This window comes from Prosthecobacter sp. (genome assembly GCF_044222565.1).
GTDB lineage: Bacteria > Verrucomicrobiota > Verrucomicrobiia > Verrucomicrobiales > Verrucomicrobiaceae > Prosthecobacter.
Genome location: NZ_JBGANA010000033.1, coordinates 21085 through 39847 on the forward strand (window position 1 = coordinate 21085; position 18763 = coordinate 39847).

An 18763-nucleotide genomic window follows, 5' to 3' on the forward strand; every position below is an offset into this window, starting at 1 on the left:
ATCTCCGGTAATTATTTGACGGACTTGCCGGCCTTGCGGCGGATGTGTTCGCCCACATAACGGACGCCCTTGGCCTTGTAAGGCTCTGGCGGATAGTAAGCGCGGATGTCAGCGGCGAGCTGGCCGACGACCTGTTTGTCGATGCCTTCGATGGCGATCTTGGTGTTTTCCGTGACGGTCACCTTCACACCCTTTGGAATCGGGTGCAGGCGGTCGTGGGACTGGCCAAGCTGGAGATCAATGTTGGAACCTTTCACCGCCGCACGAAAGCCCACGCCGTGGATCTCGAGGTTGCGGGTGTAGCCCTGACTGACGCCGATCATCATGTTGTTGATCAGACGCTGGGTCGTGCCATGAAGGGCGCGCACCTTGCGGTCTTCGGATTCGCGGGTGACCGTGGCGGTCTTCGCGTCAGATTCGACGGCGACGCCAGCCGGAAGGGTCCAGCCGAGTTCACCTTTAGGTCCTTTGACCTGCACCGAGCGGTCGGCGCCTACTTTGAGGGTGACCTTGTCCGGGATGGAAATAACTTGTTTGCCTACGCGTGACATAATGTTGCTACGGGTTGGGGGTTTACCAGACGGTGGCGAGGAGTTCACCGCCCACCTTGGCCTTGCGGGCCTTGGCTCCGGTCATGATGCCACGTGGCGTGGAGAGGATCGAGATGCCCAGGCCGCCAAGAACGCGGGGGATCTCGGTGCTGCCGACATACTTGCGCAGACCAGGCTTGCTGACGCGGTCAAGCTTGCGGATGACAGGGGCTTTGTCCTGATACTTGAGCTTCAGCTTGAGGCGGGGATGCGCCGCGCTGGTGTCCACTTCGTAGCTCCAGATGTAGCCTTCTTCCTGCAGGATGCGGGACAGTTCGGCCTTCATTTTGGAGAAGGGGATGAGCACCTGCTCCTGCTGGGCTGAGCAGGCGTTGCGGATGCGGGTGAGAAAATCTGAAATAGGATCGGTCATGACGCTGAGGGTGTCCGGGTGTTGGGGTTATGCGGCGGCTTCAGTGCCATCTTCCTTCTTCGGCTGGGCGGTGCGGGTGCGGAATGGCATGCCCAGGGCGCGCAGCATTTCACGCGCATGGTCATCATTGTTCGTGCTGGTCACGAAGGTGATGTCGAAGCCAAGCGGACGCTTGATCTTGTCGAGTTCGATTTCCGGGAAGATCGACTGCTCGGCCACACCGAGGGTGTAGTTGCCACGGCCGTCAAACGCACGGGGGGCCACACCGCGGAAGTCACGGATGCGGGGGATGGCGGTGCGCACCAGGCGCATCATGAAGTCATACATCTTGCCACCACGGAGAGTGACCTTGACGCCGACGTTTTCACCTTCACGCAGCTTGAAGTTGGCGATGGCCTTCTTGCTCTTGGTGATGACGGGCTTCTGGCCGGTGATCAGCGTCACTTCGTTGACGGCGTCTTCGATGGCCTGCTTGCGCTCGCTCTGGCTGCCGATCGCGCAGTTCACGACGATCTTTTTCAGCTGCGGGACTTGATGAATGTTCGCAAGGTTGAGCTGGGTCTTCAGCTCCGTGCGCTTCTGCTTGTAGAGGGTCTGTAGGGTATGTTCCATGATTCAGTTTGGCTGTGCCGCCTTTCCCTCGTGGCCGCACCAGGGTGGTGCGGCGATGGCGGGGGGGGAGGCAAATGGGGGGGCGAGACTTAGGCCTTGGCCTTCTTCTTCGCAACTTTCTTTTTCTTCTCTTTCACAGGCGCATCGACGCGCTTGACGTTGGAGATGTGGATCGGGGCTTCCTGGTCCTGGAAACCACCGGCTTGATTCTGCTGGGTGGGCTTGATCGCTTTCTTGATCATGCGCACGCCTTCGACGAGCACCCGGCCTTTGCCTGGCTGCACGGACAGGACAACGCCCTGGGCGCCTTTGGCTGCTCCGGAAATGACGACGACATTGTCGCCTTTTTTAACGTGGGTCTTGGTACGGCTCATGGGAATTACAGCACTTCGGGTGCGAGGGAAACGATCTTCATGAAGTTCTTGTCGCGCAGCTCACGGGCCACTGGGCCAAAGATGCGGGTGCCGCGCGGGTTGTTGTCCTTGTCGATGATGACCATCGCATTGCGGTCAAAACGCAGGATTGATCCATCAACGCGGCGGATCGGGTGCGAGGTGCGCACGATCACGGCGCGGACCACTTCACCCTTCTTCACCGCCGCTGTCGGGGTGGATTCGCGGATGTGCGCGGTGATGATGTCGCCCACATAGGCGAAGCGGGTGTTTTTCTTGCCGAGCACGCCGATCATCGTCGCCAGTCGGGCACCGGTGTTGTCAGCCACCGGGATTGAGGACTCCATTTGCAACATAAACTGTTTCTCCTGGTCAGGTTAGGGGGTTCAAAAAATCACGGACTAGTGCTTCTGCACTTCGATCAGCTCCCAGCGCTTCAGCTTGGACAGCGGACGGGTTTCGGCGATGAGCACCTTGTCACCTTCCTTGGCCGCGTTGTTTTCGTCGTGGGCGTAGAACTTGGAGGTTTTGCGCACGATCTTCTTGAAGATCGGGTGCGGGACGCGGCGTTCAACCTTGACGACGATGGTCTTCGACATCTTGTTGGACACCACAACACCGACGCGCGTCTTGCGCACGGGTTGCTTTTCGGTGGCTGCAGGGGCTGCTGCGGTAGGCTCGCTCATGATAATAGAAATGCTTCAGTGGGTTGATGACCGGATCAGGCGGCCTTCTTGGCAGCCGCGGCGCGGGCGCGCTCGGTGATGATGGTTTCGATCCGGGCGATTTCGCGGCGGATATGCGTCAGACGGGCGGGATTTTCGAGCTGTCCGCCACCAGCGCTCTGCTGCACGCGCAGATTGAGCGCTTCCTGCTTCAGTTCGCGACGGCGTGTGGAGAGTTCTTCCACGGACGATTCACGGAGTTCTTTGATCTTCATAATTCAGTTCGCAGTTCGCGTTGTTTATTTGTGCATGCTTTCACGGCTGACGAAGCGGCAGCGCAGGCCGAGCTTCGTGGCGGCCAGGCGGCAGGCTTCACGGGCGGTGGCTTCGTTCACACCGGAGATTTCGAACAGCATGTGTCCTGGAAGGACCACTGCCACCCAGAATTCGGGGGAGCCTTTACCTTTACCCATTCGGACTTCCGGTGGGCGCTGGGTGACGGGCTTGTGGGGAAAAATACGGCAGAAGACCTTTCCTTTGCGCTTCAGGAAGCGGGTGATGGCCACACGGCAGGCTTCAATGTGGATGTTCTTCACCCAGCCGCGCTCAAGCGTCTGAAGGCCGAAGTCACCGAAGTCCAGCTTGTTGCCGCTGGTGGCGTTGCCGCCGCGGTTGCCACGCTGCGATTTGCGATATTTTACTCTGCTTGGAAGGAGGGCCATAAATCTAGGTCCGGAGAAAAGGTTTTAGTTCAGTGAATGAGGCAGGTTATGCCTGGGCTGCAGGGGCTGGTGCGCCTTGGCCTTGCGGGCGGCGGTCGCCACCACGAGGGCCAGGAGCGCCTGGGCGGCGGTCACCACGGTCGTCACGGCGTGGGCGGCGTTCACCGGAAGGACGGGAGACGCCTTCAGGAGCATTGCCACGGTTCATCCAGCACTTGACGCCGATGATGCCGTAAACGGTGCGGGCTTCGGCAAAGCCGTAGTCGATCGGGATACGCAGAGTCTGGAGAGGAACCTTGCCCTGGCGGTACCACTCAGCACGGGCGATGTCAGCACCACCGAGACGGCCGGCGCAGCGGAGACGGATGCCGTCGGCACCCATGTCCATGGCGGTCTGCACGGAGCGCTTCATGGCGCGGCGGAAAGAAATACGGCGCTCAAGCTGCACGGCAACGGCTTCGGCCACCAGCTGGGCGTCGAGCTCAGGCTGCTTGATTTCGAAGATGTCAATTTTGACCTGCTTGCCACCGCACATTTCGGAGACCTTCTGGCTCATGACGTCGATTTCCTGACCCTTGCGGCCAATGACGAGTCCTGGGCGGGCGGTGTGCAGCGTCACGCGGACCTGGTTCCAGGCGCGCTCGATGACGATCTTGGAAATGGCGGCCTGCATGAGCTTCTCCTTCAGGTAGGCACGGATGGCGAGGTCGCTGTGAAGCGAGTCTGCGTATTCTTTTTCAGGTGCGTACCACTTGGAGCGCCAGTCTTTGGTGACTGCGAGGCGGAAGCCGATCGGATTTACTTTCTGTCCCATAAAGTGAAGAGGTGCGGTTCGGTGGCGTTGCGGTTATTCGGAAGCTTTCTTGGATTTTTCAGCCTTGGCCGCCTTCTTTTTGGCGGGGGCGCTGCGGCGTGCGGACTTCGGGGCTTTCTTCTCCCCTTCGGCCTTGGCTTCTTCAGCCTTTGGCGCGCCAATGATGACGGTGATGTGGGTCATGCGCTTCTTGATCGGAGCGGCGGATCCACGGGCGCGTGGCATGATACGGCTCAGGGCAGGTCCAGGAGTGGCCACTGCGGATTGCACAATGAATTCGGAGGCATCCTGCTCGTGATTGTTCTCAGCATTCGCGATCGCGGAGCGGAGGGTTTTGCCAACGAGGAAGGCGGCCTTTTTGGGGGTGAAGTCGAGAACGCTCAGCGCCTGGTTGACGGGCATGCCGGTGATGGCACGTGTGACCTGACGGGCTTTCTGCGAGGAGATCCTGGCGTATTTGAGGACGGAGCGGACGGACATAAAGCGAGGGGGGTTCTTGACTTCGTTTAGAGAGATTTGTTGAGATCGACGCGACCCCGGTCACCGACACGGACGGGATCGTTGGCAGCGGCCAGTTCCTGGACCACGGCGCCACAGACAGAGTTGCGAACTTCAGTGACAAGCACTTTGGCGATGGGCTTGTCTTCGCGATAGATTTCGAAAGGCATTCCAGGCTTCACACCATCCTTGGCACCAATGGACAGCACGGCGATGCCGAGCTCATTCTTGAGGCTGACGACGCGGGCGTTCTGGAGATCGCCAACGGCTTGATTGCTCTGTCCGCCGCCAGCCTTGACCAGCGCTGCATCAGCGGCGGTGATGGCCTTGTTCAGACGGTCAGCCGCGGCGGGATCAGCGTTTTGAGCGCTCTTCATCAGGCCCATGCCCGACTCAGCCATTTCAATCAGGGCACCGGCGAGTTCATCGCGCTGCTCTTTCATGATGCGCAGATCGCTGAGGGCAGCGAGCAGGCGCTCCTGAGTCTGGTCCTTGGAGTTTTCCAAGGCTCCAACTCCGAGACCTTCCAGCAGGCCACGCAGCTTTTCGTAGCGTTCCTTCAGTTCGTTGGTTTCGGCATTGGCGGCAGCTGCGCTCTGGGCCAGGGCGTCGTTCTTGTCCTTGGCGGCAAGAAGCTGGGCGTCCTGCGCCTGGAGTTTCGCCGCTGCTACCGCAAGCGAGATGTGCAGCTCCTGATTTTCGAGCCTGTCATCCCCACGCACACCGGTCACTCCCACTGCCAGAAGCAGGGAGAAAGTGGTGCAGGTGATGGAGTTGCGGAGTGACATGATTGACTCGATGCTCAGGAATTGAATTACTTGGCGGCCTTGACGGTGACAGCACCGTGAGACTTGAACAGACGGGTCATGGAGAACTCGCCGAGACGATGTCCGACCATGTTTTCGGTCACATACACGGACACGAAGTCCTTGCCATTGTGAACGAGGAAGGTGTGGCCGACGAGGTCAGGAGTGACCATCGAGGAACGGGCCCAGGTTTTGATGGGGCGTTTCTGCTTGGCGTCGTTGAGCTTGTCCACCTTGTCGAGGAGGGCTTGCTGAACGAAGGGACCTTTTTTGAGGGAGCGTGCCATGAGATTACTTGAGTGAGGAATGGATTACTTCTTGGCGTTGCGGCCCTGGATGATGAGCTTGTTCGTCGCCTTCTTCTTGTTGCGGGTCTTCTCACCCTTCGCGTGGCCCCAGGGGCTGAGAAGGTGCTGACGACCACCACCGGACTTGGAACGGCCTTCACCACCACCGTTCGGATGGTCGATCGGGTTCATACACATGCCGCGGACGGTCGGGCGGGTGCCCTGCCAGCGGGTGCGGCCGGCCTTGGCACTCACCACGTTCATGTGCTCGATGTTGCCCACCTGGCCGATCGTGGCGTAGCAGACGGCGAGGATCTTGCGGATTTCTCCGGAAGGCATGCGCACCAGGGCGAAGTCACCTTCACGGTTGGAAAGCACGGCGGCCTGGCCTGCGGCACGGGCGACGACGCCACCTTTGCCTGGGGAGAGCTCGATGTTGTGGATCGAGGTACCAAGAGGGATCTTGCTCAGCGGAAGGGCATTGCCCACTTCTGGAGCGGCCTTCTCGCCGGCCATCACCGAGGCACCAACCGCGAGAGCGTTCGGGGCGAGGATGTAGGCGCGCTGTCCATCCTTGTATTCCACAAGGGCGATGCGGGCGGAGCGGTTCGGATCGTATTCGATGCCGACCACTTTGGCGGCTTCGTCACGGCGGACGCGCTTGAAGTCGATGAGACGGTAACGCTTGTCGTGACCACCGCCGATGTGACGGCAGGTGATGCGACCAGTGTTGTTACGGCCACCGGATTTGCGGAGAGCCACGGTGAGGCTTTTCTCCGGAGAGTGCTTGGTGATCTCATCAAATGAGTTCCACTCTTTGTAACGGTTGGTGGGCGTGGTAGGCTTGAATGTTTTCAGCGCCATGACGGTAGGATAAGTTAAAGGGTTGCGTGCCTGAGCCTGAGTTTACGCGAGGTCGAACTTCTCGCCGTCCTTGAGACGGACGATGGCTTTCTTCCAGTGATTGGTGCGGCCATAGTCGGCACGGCGTTCACGACGGGCCTTGCCGTCATAGTTCGCTGTGCGGACGCCGGTGACTTTCTTGCCAAAGAGCTTTTCGATGGCCTGCTTGATGTCGATCTTGGTGGCATCGACATCGACGGAGAACACGTACTCGTTGTTCTTTTCGCCCAGCAGCGTTGCTTTTTCGCTGAGGCGGATGGTTTTGATGACTTTGTGCAGGTCTTTCATGATCAGGCAGTCCTCTTGGCAAGGGTTTCAAGGGCTTCTCCGGTCACCACAACGCTGCGGTAGCGCAGGAGGTGCTCGGCGTTCACTTCGTCAGCGGAGATAAGCTGAACGTTTTGTACATTGCGGCCGGCGCGGAAGGTGAGTTCATCGAAGCCTTTGCCGATGAGGAGCACATTCTTGGCATTGGTCAGGCCGTTGACGGCGGCGATGAAGCTCTTGGTCTTGCCATCAGTCACAGAAAAGCTTGGGACGGTAAGCACTTCGCCATCATTGATGCGGGCGGTCAAAGCGGCGCGCAAAGCCAGCTTGCGGGTGTTCTTGGTGGTCTTCTTGGCCCACACGGTCGTGTTGCGGGGACCAAAGACGACACCACCACCGCTCCAGATTGGAGAACGCTTGGAACCCATACGGGCGTTGCCGGTTCCCTTCTGGTTCCACAGCTTCTTGCCGGAGCCGGAAACTTCAGAACGGTTTTTGGTGTGGGCATTGCCCTGACGGCGGTTGGCACGGTAGGCCACCAGCGTGTCATTGAGAGCCTGGGAGCCTTGATAGCCCTCGGTCAGTTGGATGTTGGCCGCCTTGGCGGCGTCGGCTGAGAGAATGGTCGCGGACATGATTCAGTTCCTCGTGGTTACTTTTTGACGACGGCCTTCTTGCCGGGGCGCACCACAACGATGCTGCCAGTGTTGCCGGGGAGAGCGCCTTTGATGAGCAGGATGCCTTCTTCAGGGCGGCTCTGCACAACCACGAGATTCTGCGTGGTGCAGCGGGTGGTGCCGTCATGGCCGGGCATCTTCTGGTTCTTCCAGACGAGACCGGGGGTCAGACGGCAGCCGATGGAACCAGGACGACGATGCATCATGTGACCATGGGAAGCGGGCTGGCCGGCGAAGTTCCAGCGTTTCACAACGCCCTGGAAGCCTTTGCCCTTGGTGTTGCCGATGACGTCCACCACCTGGCCGTTGCTGAAGATGCTGGCGTCAAGCTTGGCGTCGGCAGCGGGGAGCTGGTCGTCGCTGGCAAGACGGAATTCTTTGACGATGCGCTTGGCGGTCGTGCAGCCGTGCTTCTTGAAGTGGCCCAGCAGCGGCTTGCTGACGCGGGAATCCTTCAGCTGGTCGCCGTAGCCCACCTGCACTGCGCTGTACTTGTCTTTGCCGTCGCTGCGCTTCACCTGCAGAATGGTGTTGCCGCTGACATCAACGACCGTGACGGAGATTGCGTCGCCTTTGGCGTCGTAAACCTTGGTCATGCCGAGTTTTTTGCCGATCAATCCGAGACTCATGAGTGTGTCCTCCTGGTTGTAAAAAGTGAAGATCGCTTAGATCTTGATGGTGATGTCCACGCCGGAAGGAAGGTTGAGCTTCTTCAGCTCGTCCACGGTGCGGGAGGTGGGGTCAACGATGTCCAGCAGGCGCTTGTGCGTGCGGATTTCGAACTGGTCCATCGACTTCTTATCGACGTGCGGAGAGCGGTTCACGGTGAACTTCTCGATGCGGGTTGGCAGCGGGATGGGGCCTGCAACACGTGCGCCGGTGCGCTTGGCGGTTTCGACGATGTCTGCGGTGCTCTTGTCGAGCACGCGGTAGTCATAGGCGCGAAGGCGGATTCTGATGCGTTGATTTGTCATGACGATGGTCCGGGGATTAGAGTTTCAGTGCGCGTATGCGTTATGCCTTGGAGCCTCCACGCTGCTCGACGATCTGCTCAACGATCTGCTGCGGCACCTGCTCGAAGTGAGAAGGCTGCATGGAATAGCTGGCACGGCCGGAGGAAAGGGTGCGGATGGCGGTGGAGTAGCCGAACATTTCGGCCAGGGGAACTTCAGCGCGCAGGATGGCGGTGGTGCCGCGGCTGTCCATGCCCTGAATCTTGCCACGGCGACGGTTAAGGTCACCCATGATGTCGCCCTGATAATCTTCCGGAGTGGAAGCTTCGACTGCCATGATCGGCTCAAGCAGAATGCACTTGGCCTTCTTGAGCGCGTCTTTCACAGCGAAGATGCCGGCCATTTTGAACGCGTTTTCGTTGGAGTCCACTTCGTGGCTCGAACCATCGACCAGGTCGATGTGAAGGTCGATCACCGGATATCCGGCGATGATGCCGTTGAGAGCGGCTTCGATGCAGCCAGCCTTCGCAGGGTTGATGAATTCTTTCGGAATGGTGCCGCCAACAACTTTGTTTTCGACGACGACGCCGGAGCCCTTTTCACCAGGACGCACCTTGATGACAACGTGGCCATACTGACCACGACCACCGGACTGCTTGACCAGCTTGCCTTCGCCATCGGCTTCCTTCGTGAGGGTTTCGCGATAGGCGATCTGTGGCTTGCCCGTGTTGGTTTCCACCTTGTGCTCGCGCTTGAGGCGGTCGCAAAGAATTTCCAAGTGAAGCTCGCCCATGCCGGCGATGATGACCTGGCCGGTTTCTTCGTCGGTCTTGACGAAGAAGGTAGGATCTTCTTCGGAGAGGCGCTGAAGGGCGTTGCCCATCTTTTCCTGGTCGCCCTTGGTCTTTGGCTCGACGGCCATCGAGATAACGGGTTCTGGGAAGGTCGGCGGCTCAAGCTGCACGTCGAGATCTTCATCACAGAAGGTGTCGCCAGTGCGGACGTCCTTCACACCCACGAGGGCGGCGATATCGCCAGAGTAGCAGGTTTCGATGTCCTTGTGGACGGCGGCCTGGATCTGGATCAGGCGGCCCACACGCTCAGACTTGCGGGTGCGGGGATTGTAGATCGTGTCGCCTTTGGAAACCTTGCCGGAATACACGCGGAAGAACACAAGGCGGCCAAACTTGTCGGACCAGAGCTTGAAGCCCAGAGCGATGAACTTGCCATTGTCATCAGGCTTGGCCTCAATGACGGTGTCTGGCTCATCAACGACGCTGCCCTTCTGAGGTTCAATGTCGAGAGGACCCGGGAGATAGTCGATCACGGCGTCGATCAGATACTGCACGCCCTTGTTCTTGAAGGCGGAACCACCGGCCATTGGGATGATCTTGTTGGCGATCACCGCGCGGCGGAGACCTGCCTTGAGTTCCACAGGACCGATTGGCTTCTCTTCGAGGAAGAGCATGCCCAGCTCTTCGTCAGCGCTGCAGACGGCGTCGAGCAGCTCGTCATAGGCAGCCTTGGCAGTGGCCACTTCGTCACCTTCAAGATCACGCACGGTGTACTTGGAACCAAACTTTTCGTCATCAGAATAGATGATCGACTTCTGGTTCACCACGTCGATCTGGCCGATGAGGTTTTCTTCAGCACCGATTGGGATGAGAACAGGGAAGGCAGGAGCACCCAGCTTCTTGCGCACATCATTGACCACGTTGAAGAAGTTGGCGCCAGTGCGGTCCATCTTGTTCACGAAGGCGATACGAGGCACGCCGTACTTTTCAGCCTGGCGATACACCGTTTCAGACTGCGGCTGCACACCGGCCACGCCGCAAAGCACGAAGATCGCGCCGTCGAGCACGCGCAGGGAACGTTCCACTTCAGCGGTGAAGTCCACGTGTCCGGGGGTGTCGATGATGTTCACGCGGATGTCTTCCATTTCGCGTGACTTATAAATGCCGGCTTCCTTCAGCTGCTTCCAGCGGGCGGTCACAGCGGCGGAGGTGATGGTGATGCCGCGCTCCTTTTCCTGCTCCATCCAGTCGGTGGTCGCAGCGCCGTCATGCACTTCGCCGATCTTGTGGATCATGCCGGTGTAGAACAGAATACGTTCGGTCAGAGTCGTCTTGCCCGCGTCAATGTGGGCGCAGATCCCGATATTGCGGGTGCGCTCAAGGGGGTATTCGCGGTTGGGGGAATTTGGGTTCGACATGGGGTCGGAAAAAATCGTGAAGTGGACGAAAGGGATGAATTAGAAGCGGAAGTGGGCGAAGGCGCGGTTGGCCTGGGCCTGCTTGTGAACGTCGTCGCGTTTGCGGACGGCATTCCCCTGCCCTTGTGCGGCATCCTTCAGCTCATTGGCCAGCGCGCGGTGCATCGCCTGTCCTTTGCGGCCGCGGGCGAAACCAACGATCCAGCGCATGGCCAGGGATTCCTGACGGCGGGGCGACACTTCGAGCGGCACCTGGTAGGTCGCACCGCCAACGCGGCGGGCTTTGACTTCCACACGTGGCTTCGTGTTTTCGATGGCACGGTTGAAAAGCTCAAGCGGGTCAACGCTGTCAGTCTTGTCGTTGAGCGCCTCAATGGCGGAATAGACAATGCGCTCGGCGAGCGACTTCTTGCCATCCAGCATGATGTTGCTGATGAGGGCGGCGACGAGTTCGCTGTCGTAGCGGCTGTCTTTGCGGACCTCTTTGTTATAAACGCGTTTTCTGCGGGCCATGACGTGATGAGATAAAGGGTGGAGTCAGAGAAAATGATTATTTCTTCTTAGCGGCAGCGGCGGCAGCACCAGCCTTCGGACGCTTTGCACCGTACTTGGAACGGCCACGACGGCGGGCGTCAACGCCAAGGCAGTCAAGCGTACCGCGGACGATGTGGTAACGCACACCGGGCAAGTCTTTCACACGACCACCGCGCACCAGAACGATGCTGTGTTCCTGAAGATTGTGACCTTCACCACCGATGTAGGCGATGACTTCATAGCCGTTGGTGAGGCGAACCTTGGCCACCTTACGCAGAGCGGAGTTGGGCTTCTTCGGTGTGCGGGTCATCACCTGAAGGCAGACGCCGCGACGCTGCGGGCACTTTGCAAGCGCAGGAGACTTCGACTTTACCGCTTTGTCTTTGCGGCCGTGTCTGACGAGTTGATTGATGGTGGGCATGGTGTGAAAGAGCTGTAAACCTCGGCTTTATCGTAGCCAGTTTCGGGGGACAGCGCGCCATGCTCACATTGAGCATACGCAGACTTTTCCGGATCTGGTTCCGATAATGAAGAGCCTCCGTGGAGGGTCTTTATTTGCCAGCATCGTGGGGGATGGCTGGGCCTTGGGAGCGCGCATCTTGGCGAGTCCCCACCTCCCCGCAAGCTCTTTTTAAAGCTTTTTGAAATAATTATTCACATTCTCTGCCCTTCCCACCAATAACTCCAGCTCAATGGGCTAAAACGCCTGCTTTTTACCGCGTTACACGCAGTCGCATGAATCGCCGAGGTGCCTCCTGCAGGCTCACTACGTCTTTCACCTCCACGTTCACCAGCGGCGTGATAATGAAAGTGCCCGTCGCTTGTTCGTCCACAAAACCCGGCCCGCTGGTGGTGGCCCCACCTGCGCTGGTAGCCAGCGTGGTCCAGGGTCCCACAGGACTGTCCGAAGCCTGAACTTCGTAGGTGATGTCCGTCTTGGTGGGATCCCGCTGGAAGGTGAGACTGAGATGGTGCGCCCCGGAATAATTTTTCAACTGGGGCTGCGGTAGGATTTCTGGTTTGGCGGGATCCAGGTTGAGCGCATACTTCAGCAGATTAGGAACCCCGTCCCCAGCGGGCGCGGCCAAATCTGCCGCGTTGCCAGCGTCGTCGATGGTGTTGAACACCGCCTGCCGCCAAGCCTGAACAGGCGCGATCGTGCTGAAGCTCGCATCAGTTCCGTAGTAACTATTACCATAGTTGTCCGTGAGCTTGATTCGATAGTGATATTCCGTCAGCGGCAGCAAGGAAGCCACCATGCCAGATCGCGTCTGAGTGGTATTTCCACCTCCAATGATAATGATATTCTGACCATTCGGATCATTTCCACCCAATACCAGTCCGCCGCCAAGAATCACCCCGCCACCTAAAATAATGCCTCCCGATGTCGCCGTCTGTCCATACGCGGTCGTTTGCCCATAATCGAATGCGACCGTGTAGTTGCCACCCTGCATGTTGCAGGTGCCGTTGAGCAGGGCTGTGGTGGCCCTGATGGCGGTGGCGGCAGTGGTGGTGACCGTGGGCTGGTCCAGCGTCGTCACACTCACATCCTGCCCGGTGCTGGTCCCTTCACCGTTGGTCACGATGATGCGGTAGTGGTACTCAGTATTCGCTGTCAGGCCCTCCAGTGGGTGGGCAAAAAAGGCCGAGGTGCTCGTGTCAAAAGTTCCCGAAACCGCGAACTGACTCCCGTAGGCATTCGTGGTGCCATATTCAAATACCAGCGAGGCAGGCGAACTGCCGGTTTCAAAGCTGGCATTCAGCGTCACCGCCGTTGGCGCAAGGTTGGTCGCGCTCATGGTCGTGGCCGTTGGGGGTGTGGCTGGTGCACCTGTGGTGAAGGTCTGATCCGCCCCATAGAAGATTTGAAGGTTGTCCAGCGATCCAGTCTGCGGACTGAGATAGATGGTCAGCATGCGAAAATGGTACGTGGTGTTAGGCAGCAAATGATTGGCCGGCGTGCTGAATGGGATCGGACCTGATCCCGTGAGATAGTTACCTATGGGAGTGACTCTCCTGCCATAAGAGGTAGTGGGACCTATCTCAAAGTACACGGCATAATTGCCCCCTCCATTGGCATTGGCCGAGCCATTGAGTACCGCCGTGACGTCAGCCACGCTGGTTGCTGGTGCTGTGGTGACCGTGGGTCCATCCAGCGTGGTGAAGGTCGCGGAGGCACTGTAGGAAGTTCCCTGCCCGTTGGTGGCTCCGCAGCGATAGGTATAGGTCGTTGCGGGTTGCAACCCCGTCAGCAAGGCTAAAGCGGCGCTTGGAGTTCCAAGAGTGATCGTGGCAGGTGTCCCAGTCGCGGTCAGGACCGGCCCCCCGGCGGAAACCTGGTATTCCCAAAAGACGGTGGCTTCCGAACTGCCCGCAAAAACGGAACTGGCCTGAACCCTTGCCGTGGAAGCACCGACATTGTTGGATGAGACTGCGCCCACACTGGGAGGGGTCTGCGCCGCCGCCGTGGTAAAGCTCACATCGGGGCCATAGTAGTCCTGATCAAAAATGAAGGAGTAACGAACCTTGGCGCGGTAATGGTAAGTCGTGGCCGGCATCAGCCCAGTGGCACTGGCCGTGAAAGTTCCCGTACCGAGGATGCTGCCAGGCGCTCCATTCAAGGTCGTGCCATAGTCCGTCGTCGTGCCAAATTCAAAACTCACCGCCGCCGTGGTGCTCGGACCGTTGGGATTCACCCCGCCGTTCAGGATCGCAGACAAATCGCCCACACTTGTGGCCGCTCCCGTGGTCACGGAAGGCAGCATCACTGTGGTGAAAGTGCTGTCTGCCGAGGCATGCGACCCCTGCCCATTGGTCACCACACAGCGCACATGGTAGGTGGTTCCCGGGGTTAAACCGCTCAGATCCACATATGGAGCGGCGTCTGGCACGTTGGCTGGGATTTCCGCGATGGCGGTGCTTGTGCTGCCATAGGTCGTGGTCGGGCCGTACTGGAACACGGCAGTGGTGGAAGAACTTCCAGAAAACACGGGCCAGCAGCTCACCCGGGCAGAAGTGGCGCCCACATTCGGAGCGCTCACCGTTCCCGCGGTCGGAGGGGTCGCAGCGGCGCCCGTGGTGAAGGTTTGATCCTGACCATAGAAAACAAGGTTGCTGTCATAGTAGTAAGATGCCTTGAGCCTGTAATGATAGGTCGTCGCAGGCAGGAGCGCCGGCGGCTGGACGCTCAGCGGAGTGGCGCTGGTGTTGCTCACCCCGTTTGCAGCACTGATCACCAGCCCATAGTCGGTGCTCAGTCCGTACTCAAAGATCACATTCAAGAGCTGCCCGTCTGTCATCACAGTGCCGTTGAGCGTGGCTGCGAGGTCAGTCACCCCCGTGGCCGCCCCCGTCACCAGCACCGGCCCCAATGGCGTGGTGAATGTACCGTCCGCGCTGTAAACCGTCCCCTGCGCATTCACCGCCTTCGCTCTAAAATGATACGTCGTACCCGGTGTCAGTCCCGTCGCTTTCGCAAAACAGGTCGTGTAGGCGATCAGGTCCTTGTCCACCTGCGTCGGACTTTCCACCACGGAACCGTAGCTAGCCGTCAGCCCATATTCATAGGAAACCGTGGTGCGGGAACTGCCAGACAACAGCGAGCTCAGGGAAAAATTCACCTCCGTTGCTGCGAGACTCGACACCCCTGCATTCACCGCGCCCAGCACCGGCGGATTCGCCAGGGTGGTGAAGGTCATGTCATTCCCCACATAGGTGCTCGTTCCGTCCAGGGTCTTGGCCACAATGCGGTAGTGGTAGGTGGTGTTCGTGGCCAGGCCCGAGGGATGGAAAGCACAGCTCTGCACACCATTGCCCCAGAAGTTGGACGAACCTTGAGTGACGTAGCCATAGTTCGCCGTCAGCCCATACTCCGCCCGTACTTCGAAGATGTCTCCCATCGGGTCGATGGTGCCGTTGAGAGAGGCATCACTATCCGTCACTCCCGTGGCCGCCGTGGTTGTGAGAGTCGGCGTTACGGCCCCCGCCACTGCCGTCAGCAGCAGCCCCACAAGCAAGTACAGAAAAATGCGCCCAAGCATTCGCAAGGAAGAAAAGCCCGCACGATTTGAAAAACGCAGCATTTCTCAAATTTTGCTCATACCCCAGCTCTCTGGCAAGGTTATTAGAGCGTCCACGCCGCCGCCCCCACGGAAATTGTCGGCCTTTTTCCGAATGGCCGCTTTGCGGGACGTTTGCTTCTCCCCTGGTCCACGCCACACTCCACCATGCGCATGCTTTTCTGCCTCCTGCTTCTCGCGGCACTTCCCCTGCCTGCGCAGCAGCCCGTCACACCAGAGCGCAAGCTCGAGTCCCTCCTCCTCATGCCCGAGCCAAAGGCCATGCGCGGCGCCTATTCCATCATCCTGCCCAATTCCCAGAAGACCGTTTTGACCTGCTTTCGCGAGTCCACCACCTCCCTCACCGGCGTGGAGGTCCATTCGCCAGAAAGTTTCGCCAGGCTTGGACTCAGCGTGGAATCCTTCGCCGCAAGAGCCAAAACTGCCGCGGACAAACGCCTCCTCCAGATCAAGCCCGAACTCATCAAAGGTGAGGACGGCAGGGTCGCCTACGCCGTTTATCGCGGCGAGTCCTCCCTCTACGCCACCCTGCTCGTCGCCCCTTCCCTGCCCAAAATCTTTGCCGAGTTGTTTGGTCAGGAAATCTGGGTGGCAGCTCCGGACCGCCACGCCCTCTACGTCTTCCCCGCCAACGCCGAACTCCTCCAGGAATTCGCCGACGACCTCGCCGAGCGCTACACCAGCGATCCCTACGCCGCCAGCTGCGAGGTCTTCGCCCTCAAAGCCGGCAGCGAGCCACGAGTCGTCGCCTCCTTCGCAGGAGAGGAGCCCTAGGAAAGCTCGGCTTCAATTAAGTCAGCAAACCCTCTTGATTTGCAGCTTCAAATCGAACCGCAAATCAACCTCCGCCCTCCATCATTCTAAAAAACTCGCGGCCCCTCGTGGCGATTCGCGTTGGCAATTTTGCCCCCTTTTGAACGAGGCAGTCATTCAGCAGAGGCCTCGTTTCATTCGGACCTCCCCCCCTCCTCGTAAGCCATCCCATCCACGCCTGGCTATCCGTGGCCCCACCTCACCACGGGCCATCCCTCTCCCCGTCCTCACGCCCCATCAAAAAAAAGCTGATTATGAATTGAACGGCTTGCGCCCTAAAACGTTCAATACCGCCAGTGCCACGACATCTTTCATTATTCAAGCCATCGAGCATCCGATGATGACCGAAGCTCAGGTCGTAACCGCCATGCGCAGGCATCTGGAAGGACTTTTTCCTTTGTCCTGCCCTTTGTGCCAGCGCGAGTTCAAGACCTTCCGTGAGTACCTTCAAAACACCGAACACGAAGGCGATGCCATCCCCTACGACGCCGAACTCGGCCGCTGGCAGCCCCTACGTCCCATCGGCACCGTCACCCTCGCCAACTGCCGCTGTGGCAACACCCTCACCCTCAGCTCCGAAGGCATGCCCCTCCTCCAGCTCTGGTCCCTCCTCAACTGGGGGCGCGTGGAGAGCCAGCTGCGCAATCAAACCCCGCGCCAGCTCCTCAACTACCTCCGCGACCGCATCTGCGAGCAGGTCCTCACGGAGCCGGAAGAGCCGTAATTTGAAGCCCCTCGCCCCACAACCAAACCATTGCCTCCCCAGTAACTGCGGTTCAAATCTCCGGCCATTCCTTGGCTCCTTCATTCCTTTGCGAAAAAACAGCGCCGCCTTCCGCACAGCTTCCCCGCTCACCCTCCGCCCCCACCATCAAGCCGTCTGGAGTACAAGATCTCTGCAGTCTGCTAATCTCTTGCTGCGTAAATTCAGTGCATCCCGAGGCTCAGAAGTTTGGAGAAATTTTTCTACCCCTAATCTTTCTACCTTCTCCTCAGGGCCTTCGAAGCGAAAAGCCTCCGCTTGAAGCGCGGCAAACAAAACTCAAAAAATCCAAATCAGACTCCGGCAAAATCTTTTTGCCCCAAAAACTCCGCCCACGCCCGACCACTCACGGCCCGTCAAACACCAGTCCGCCCTTGTCGCCCGCCTCTTTCGCCGCACCCTTCTTATGCTCCAGCCCCTCCGCACGGCGGCGGCGCGCCTCGGCGAAGAACTCCTTCAAAATTCGCACACAATCATCATTCAGGACCCCCGGCGTAATCTCCGTCCGATGGTTCAAATTCGGAGCCTGCAGCAGATTCCAAAACCCGCCCGCCGCCCCACCCTTCACATCCGGACAGCCAAAGATCACACGCCTCACCCTGCAGTGCATGATCGCCCCCGCGCACATCGGACACGGTTCCTTGGTCACGTACAAATCGCAGTCCGTCAGCCGCCAGTCCCCCAGAGCGCTCTCCGCCTGCGTCAGCGCCAGCATCTCAGCATGCGCCGTCGCATCCTTCAGCGTCTCCACCTGGTTCCACGCACGGCCGATGATGCTGCCCTGATGCACGATGATGGCCCCAATCGGCACTTCATCCTGCTTCGCCGCCTTGCGCGCCTGCCGCAGCGCCTCGCGCATATAATGTTCGTCGTCGAAAGGATTGATGATCAGGGTCGGCTCGCTCACAACGCCTTGTAGCCGCAGACGCTCAAACTTGAAACTTGAAACTTGAAACTTGAAACGGGATAGGAAGCCCATGAATCACACGACCAACATCATCCTCCCCTCTTTGCTGGCCTCGGACTGGTCGAAGATCGCCGCCGAAGTCAAACGCGCCTCCGCCGCCGGCGCCCAGTGGCTGCACCTCGATGTCATGGACGGCAGCTTCGTGGACAACATCTCCTTCGGCCCTCAGATGGTCCAGACCGTGCGCAAATGCACCGACATGTACCTCGACGTGCATCTCATGATTCACCGCCCGGACCACTACCTCGAGCGCTTCATCAAAGCCGGTGCCCAGAACATCACCATCCACGTCGAGGCCACCTACGACACCAGCGTCGCAGAAACCCTCAAGCGCATCCGCGCCGCCGGCCTGCACTGCGGCCTCGCCCTTCACCCCAGCACCCCCTTTGAGGCCGCCCTGCCCTACTTGAAGGACATCGACCTCCTCCTCATCATGACCGTCGTCCCCGGCTTCGGCGGCCAGCCCTTCATGGAAAAGGAAACCATGCCCAAGCTCGCCGCCGCACGTGATTACCGCGATGCCCACGGCCTGAGTTTCCACCTCGAAGTGGACGGCGGCATCTACACCACCACCGCCCCCATCGCCAAACAGCACGGCGCCAACCTCTTCGTCTGCGGCACCTCCTCCTTCGGCCCGCCAGACATGAAGCAGGCCATGTCCGACCTCGCCGCCTCCGTGGCCTAGTAATGCGGGCAATCCTGCCCGCACTCAGGACAGTGATGTGGGCACTCTTGCCTGCAATCCGAGCACCCCAGATCAAGTCATGCTCCAAGATCCACTCTCTGCGCAGAAAAAACCCGCCGCACAAAAACGACCACGAACGTTTCCTGCGTCC

The 18763-nt window shown here is 59.2% G+C and carries 25 protein-coding genes; 3 read left to right on the forward strand and 22 right to left on the reverse strand.

What is annotated here, in order from left to right:
- Nucleotides 1-11: 11 nt before the first annotated feature.
- The 21 genes from rplF to ACILSR_RS30160 all read right to left on the reverse strand — a co-directional run bounded on the left by rplF (nt 12) and on the right by ACILSR_RS30160 (nt 15345).
- The gene (gene rplF, locus ACILSR_RS30060; RefSeq protein WP_395753523.1) at nt 12-551 is read right to left on the reverse strand and encodes a 50S ribosomal protein L6; all 540 of its coding nucleotides are present in this window, start codon (nt 549-551) and stop codon (nt 12-14) included.
- 22 nt (nt 552-573) lie between these two features.
- Nucleotides 574-963 carry a 30S ribosomal protein S8 gene (gene rpsH / locus ACILSR_RS30065; RefSeq protein ID WP_395753524.1) on the reverse strand — a complete coding sequence of 130 codons (390 nt, stop codon included), beginning with the start codon at nt 961-963 and terminating at the stop codon, nt 574-576.
- 27 nt (nt 964-990) lie between these two features.
- Entirely contained in the window at nt 991-1575 is a 585-nt protein-coding gene (rplE, locus tag ACILSR_RS30070; RefSeq protein WP_395740285.1) for a 50S ribosomal protein L5, read from the reverse strand.
- 89 nt (nt 1576-1664) lie between these two features.
- Nucleotides 1665-1949, reverse strand: coding sequence for a 50S ribosomal protein L24 (gene rplX / locus ACILSR_RS30075; RefSeq protein ID WP_395753525.1), 285 nt, complete (start codon nt 1947-1949; stop codon nt 1665-1667).
- A gap of 5 nt (nt 1950-1954) precedes the next feature.
- Complete coding sequence (gene rplN, locus ACILSR_RS30080; protein ID WP_395740287.1) at nt 1955-2323, reverse strand: 50S ribosomal protein L14; 369 nt, start codon at nt 2321-2323, stop codon at nt 1955-1957.
- Nucleotides 2324-2368: 45 nt separating this feature from the next.
- Nucleotides 2369-2653: a 30S ribosomal protein S17 gene (gene rpsQ, locus ACILSR_RS30085; RefSeq protein ID WP_395753526.1), complete on the reverse strand. Its 285-nt coding sequence runs from the start codon at nt 2651-2653 to the stop codon at nt 2369-2371.
- Between the two features lie 35 nt (nt 2654-2688).
- Nucleotides 2689-2907, reverse strand: coding sequence for a 50S ribosomal protein L29 (gene rpmC / locus ACILSR_RS30090; protein WP_395753527.1), 219 nt, complete (start codon nt 2905-2907; stop codon nt 2689-2691).
- 24 nt (nt 2908-2931) lie between these two features.
- Nucleotides 2932-3354 carry a 50S ribosomal protein L16 gene (gene rplP / locus ACILSR_RS30095; RefSeq protein ID WP_395753528.1) on the reverse strand — a complete coding sequence of 141 codons (423 nt, stop codon included), beginning with the start codon at nt 3352-3354 and terminating at the stop codon, nt 2932-2934.
- Nucleotides 3355-3400: 46 nt separating this feature from the next.
- Nucleotides 3401-4168 (reverse strand): 30S ribosomal protein S3, encoded by a 768-nt coding sequence (gene rpsC / locus ACILSR_RS30100; RefSeq protein ID WP_395740290.1) that lies wholly within the window; start codon nt 4166-4168, stop codon nt 3401-3403.
- A gap of 33 nt (nt 4169-4201) precedes the next feature.
- Entirely contained in the window at nt 4202-4648 is a 447-nt protein-coding gene (gene rplV, locus ACILSR_RS30105; RefSeq protein ID WP_395740291.1) for a 50S ribosomal protein L22, read from the reverse strand.
- 26 nt (nt 4649-4674) lie between these two features.
- Entirely contained in the window at nt 4675-5454 is a 780-nt protein-coding gene (locus tag ACILSR_RS30110) for a hypothetical protein (RefSeq protein WP_395753529.1), read from the reverse strand.
- Nucleotides 5455-5480: 26 nt separating this feature from the next.
- The gene (rpsS, locus tag ACILSR_RS30115; protein WP_395740293.1) at nt 5481-5759 is read right to left on the reverse strand and encodes a 30S ribosomal protein S19; all 279 of its coding nucleotides are present in this window, start codon (nt 5757-5759) and stop codon (nt 5481-5483) included.
- A 24-nt stretch (nt 5760-5783) separates the two neighbouring features.
- A complete protein-coding gene (gene rplB, locus ACILSR_RS30120) occupies nt 5784-6623 on the reverse strand; it encodes a 50S ribosomal protein L2 (RefSeq protein WP_395747638.1) in 840 nt (279 codons plus the stop codon).
- A gap of 42 nt (nt 6624-6665) precedes the next feature.
- Entirely contained in the window at nt 6666-6950 is a 285-nt protein-coding gene (gene rplW / locus ACILSR_RS30125) for a 50S ribosomal protein L23 (protein WP_184338228.1), read from the reverse strand.
- 2 nt (nt 6951-6952) lie between these two features.
- A complete protein-coding gene (gene rplD, locus ACILSR_RS30130; RefSeq protein ID WP_395753530.1) occupies nt 6953-7564 on the reverse strand; it encodes a 50S ribosomal protein L4 in 612 nt (203 codons plus the stop codon).
- A gap of 17 nt (nt 7565-7581) precedes the next feature.
- On the reverse strand, nt 7582-8235 hold the full coding sequence (gene rplC / locus ACILSR_RS30135) for a 50S ribosomal protein L3 (protein WP_395753531.1): 654 nt from the start codon (nt 8233-8235) through the stop codon (nt 7582-7584).
- A 36-nt stretch (nt 8236-8271) separates the two neighbouring features.
- Nucleotides 8272-8580, reverse strand: coding sequence for a 30S ribosomal protein S10 (rpsJ, locus tag ACILSR_RS30140; protein ID WP_294398955.1), 309 nt, complete (start codon nt 8578-8580; stop codon nt 8272-8274).
- 40 nt (nt 8581-8620) lie between these two features.
- Complete coding sequence (gene fusA, locus ACILSR_RS30145; RefSeq protein WP_395753532.1) at nt 8621-10771, reverse strand: elongation factor G; 2151 nt, start codon at nt 10769-10771, stop codon at nt 8621-8623.
- A gap of 39 nt (nt 10772-10810) precedes the next feature.
- Nucleotides 10811-11284 carry a 30S ribosomal protein S7 gene (rpsG, locus tag ACILSR_RS30150; protein WP_395740378.1) on the reverse strand — a complete coding sequence of 158 codons (474 nt, stop codon included), beginning with the start codon at nt 11282-11284 and terminating at the stop codon, nt 10811-10813.
- Nucleotides 11285-11321: 37 nt separating this feature from the next.
- Nucleotides 11322-11726 carry a 30S ribosomal protein S12 gene (gene rpsL, locus ACILSR_RS30155; protein WP_395730645.1) on the reverse strand — a complete coding sequence of 135 codons (405 nt, stop codon included), beginning with the start codon at nt 11724-11726 and terminating at the stop codon, nt 11322-11324.
- A gap of 292 nt (nt 11727-12018) precedes the next feature.
- Nucleotides 12019-15345, reverse strand: a complete 3327-nt coding sequence (locus tag ACILSR_RS30160) for a hypothetical protein (RefSeq protein WP_395753533.1) — start codon at nt 15343-15345, stop codon at nt 12019-12021.
- Between the two features lie 186 nt (nt 15346-15531).
- On the opposite strand from ACILSR_RS30160, the gene ACILSR_RS30165 reads away from it, so the two are divergent.
- The gene (locus tag ACILSR_RS30165; RefSeq protein WP_395753534.1) at nt 15532-16158 is read left to right on the forward strand and encodes a hypothetical protein; all 627 of its coding nucleotides are present in this window, start codon (nt 15532-15534) and stop codon (nt 16156-16158) included.
- 376 nt (nt 16159-16534) lie between these two features.
- Nucleotides 16535-16921: a hypothetical protein gene (locus ACILSR_RS30170; RefSeq protein ID WP_395753535.1), complete on the forward strand. Its 387-nt coding sequence runs from the start codon at nt 16535-16537 to the stop codon at nt 16919-16921.
- Nucleotides 16922-17306: 385 nt separating this feature from the next.
- On the opposite strand, the gene tadA is transcribed toward ACILSR_RS30170, so the two are convergent.
- Nucleotides 17307-17867 (reverse strand): tRNA adenosine(34) deaminase TadA, encoded by a 561-nt coding sequence (gene tadA / locus ACILSR_RS30175; RefSeq protein ID WP_395753536.1) that lies wholly within the window; start codon nt 17865-17867, stop codon nt 17307-17309.
- 70 nt (nt 17868-17937) lie between these two features.
- On the opposite strand from tadA, the gene rpe reads away from it, so the two are divergent.
- Nucleotides 17938-18612, forward strand: a complete 675-nt coding sequence (rpe, locus tag ACILSR_RS30180) for a ribulose-phosphate 3-epimerase (RefSeq protein ID WP_395753537.1) — start codon at nt 17938-17940, stop codon at nt 18610-18612.
- Nucleotides 18613-18763 lie beyond the last annotated feature (151 nt).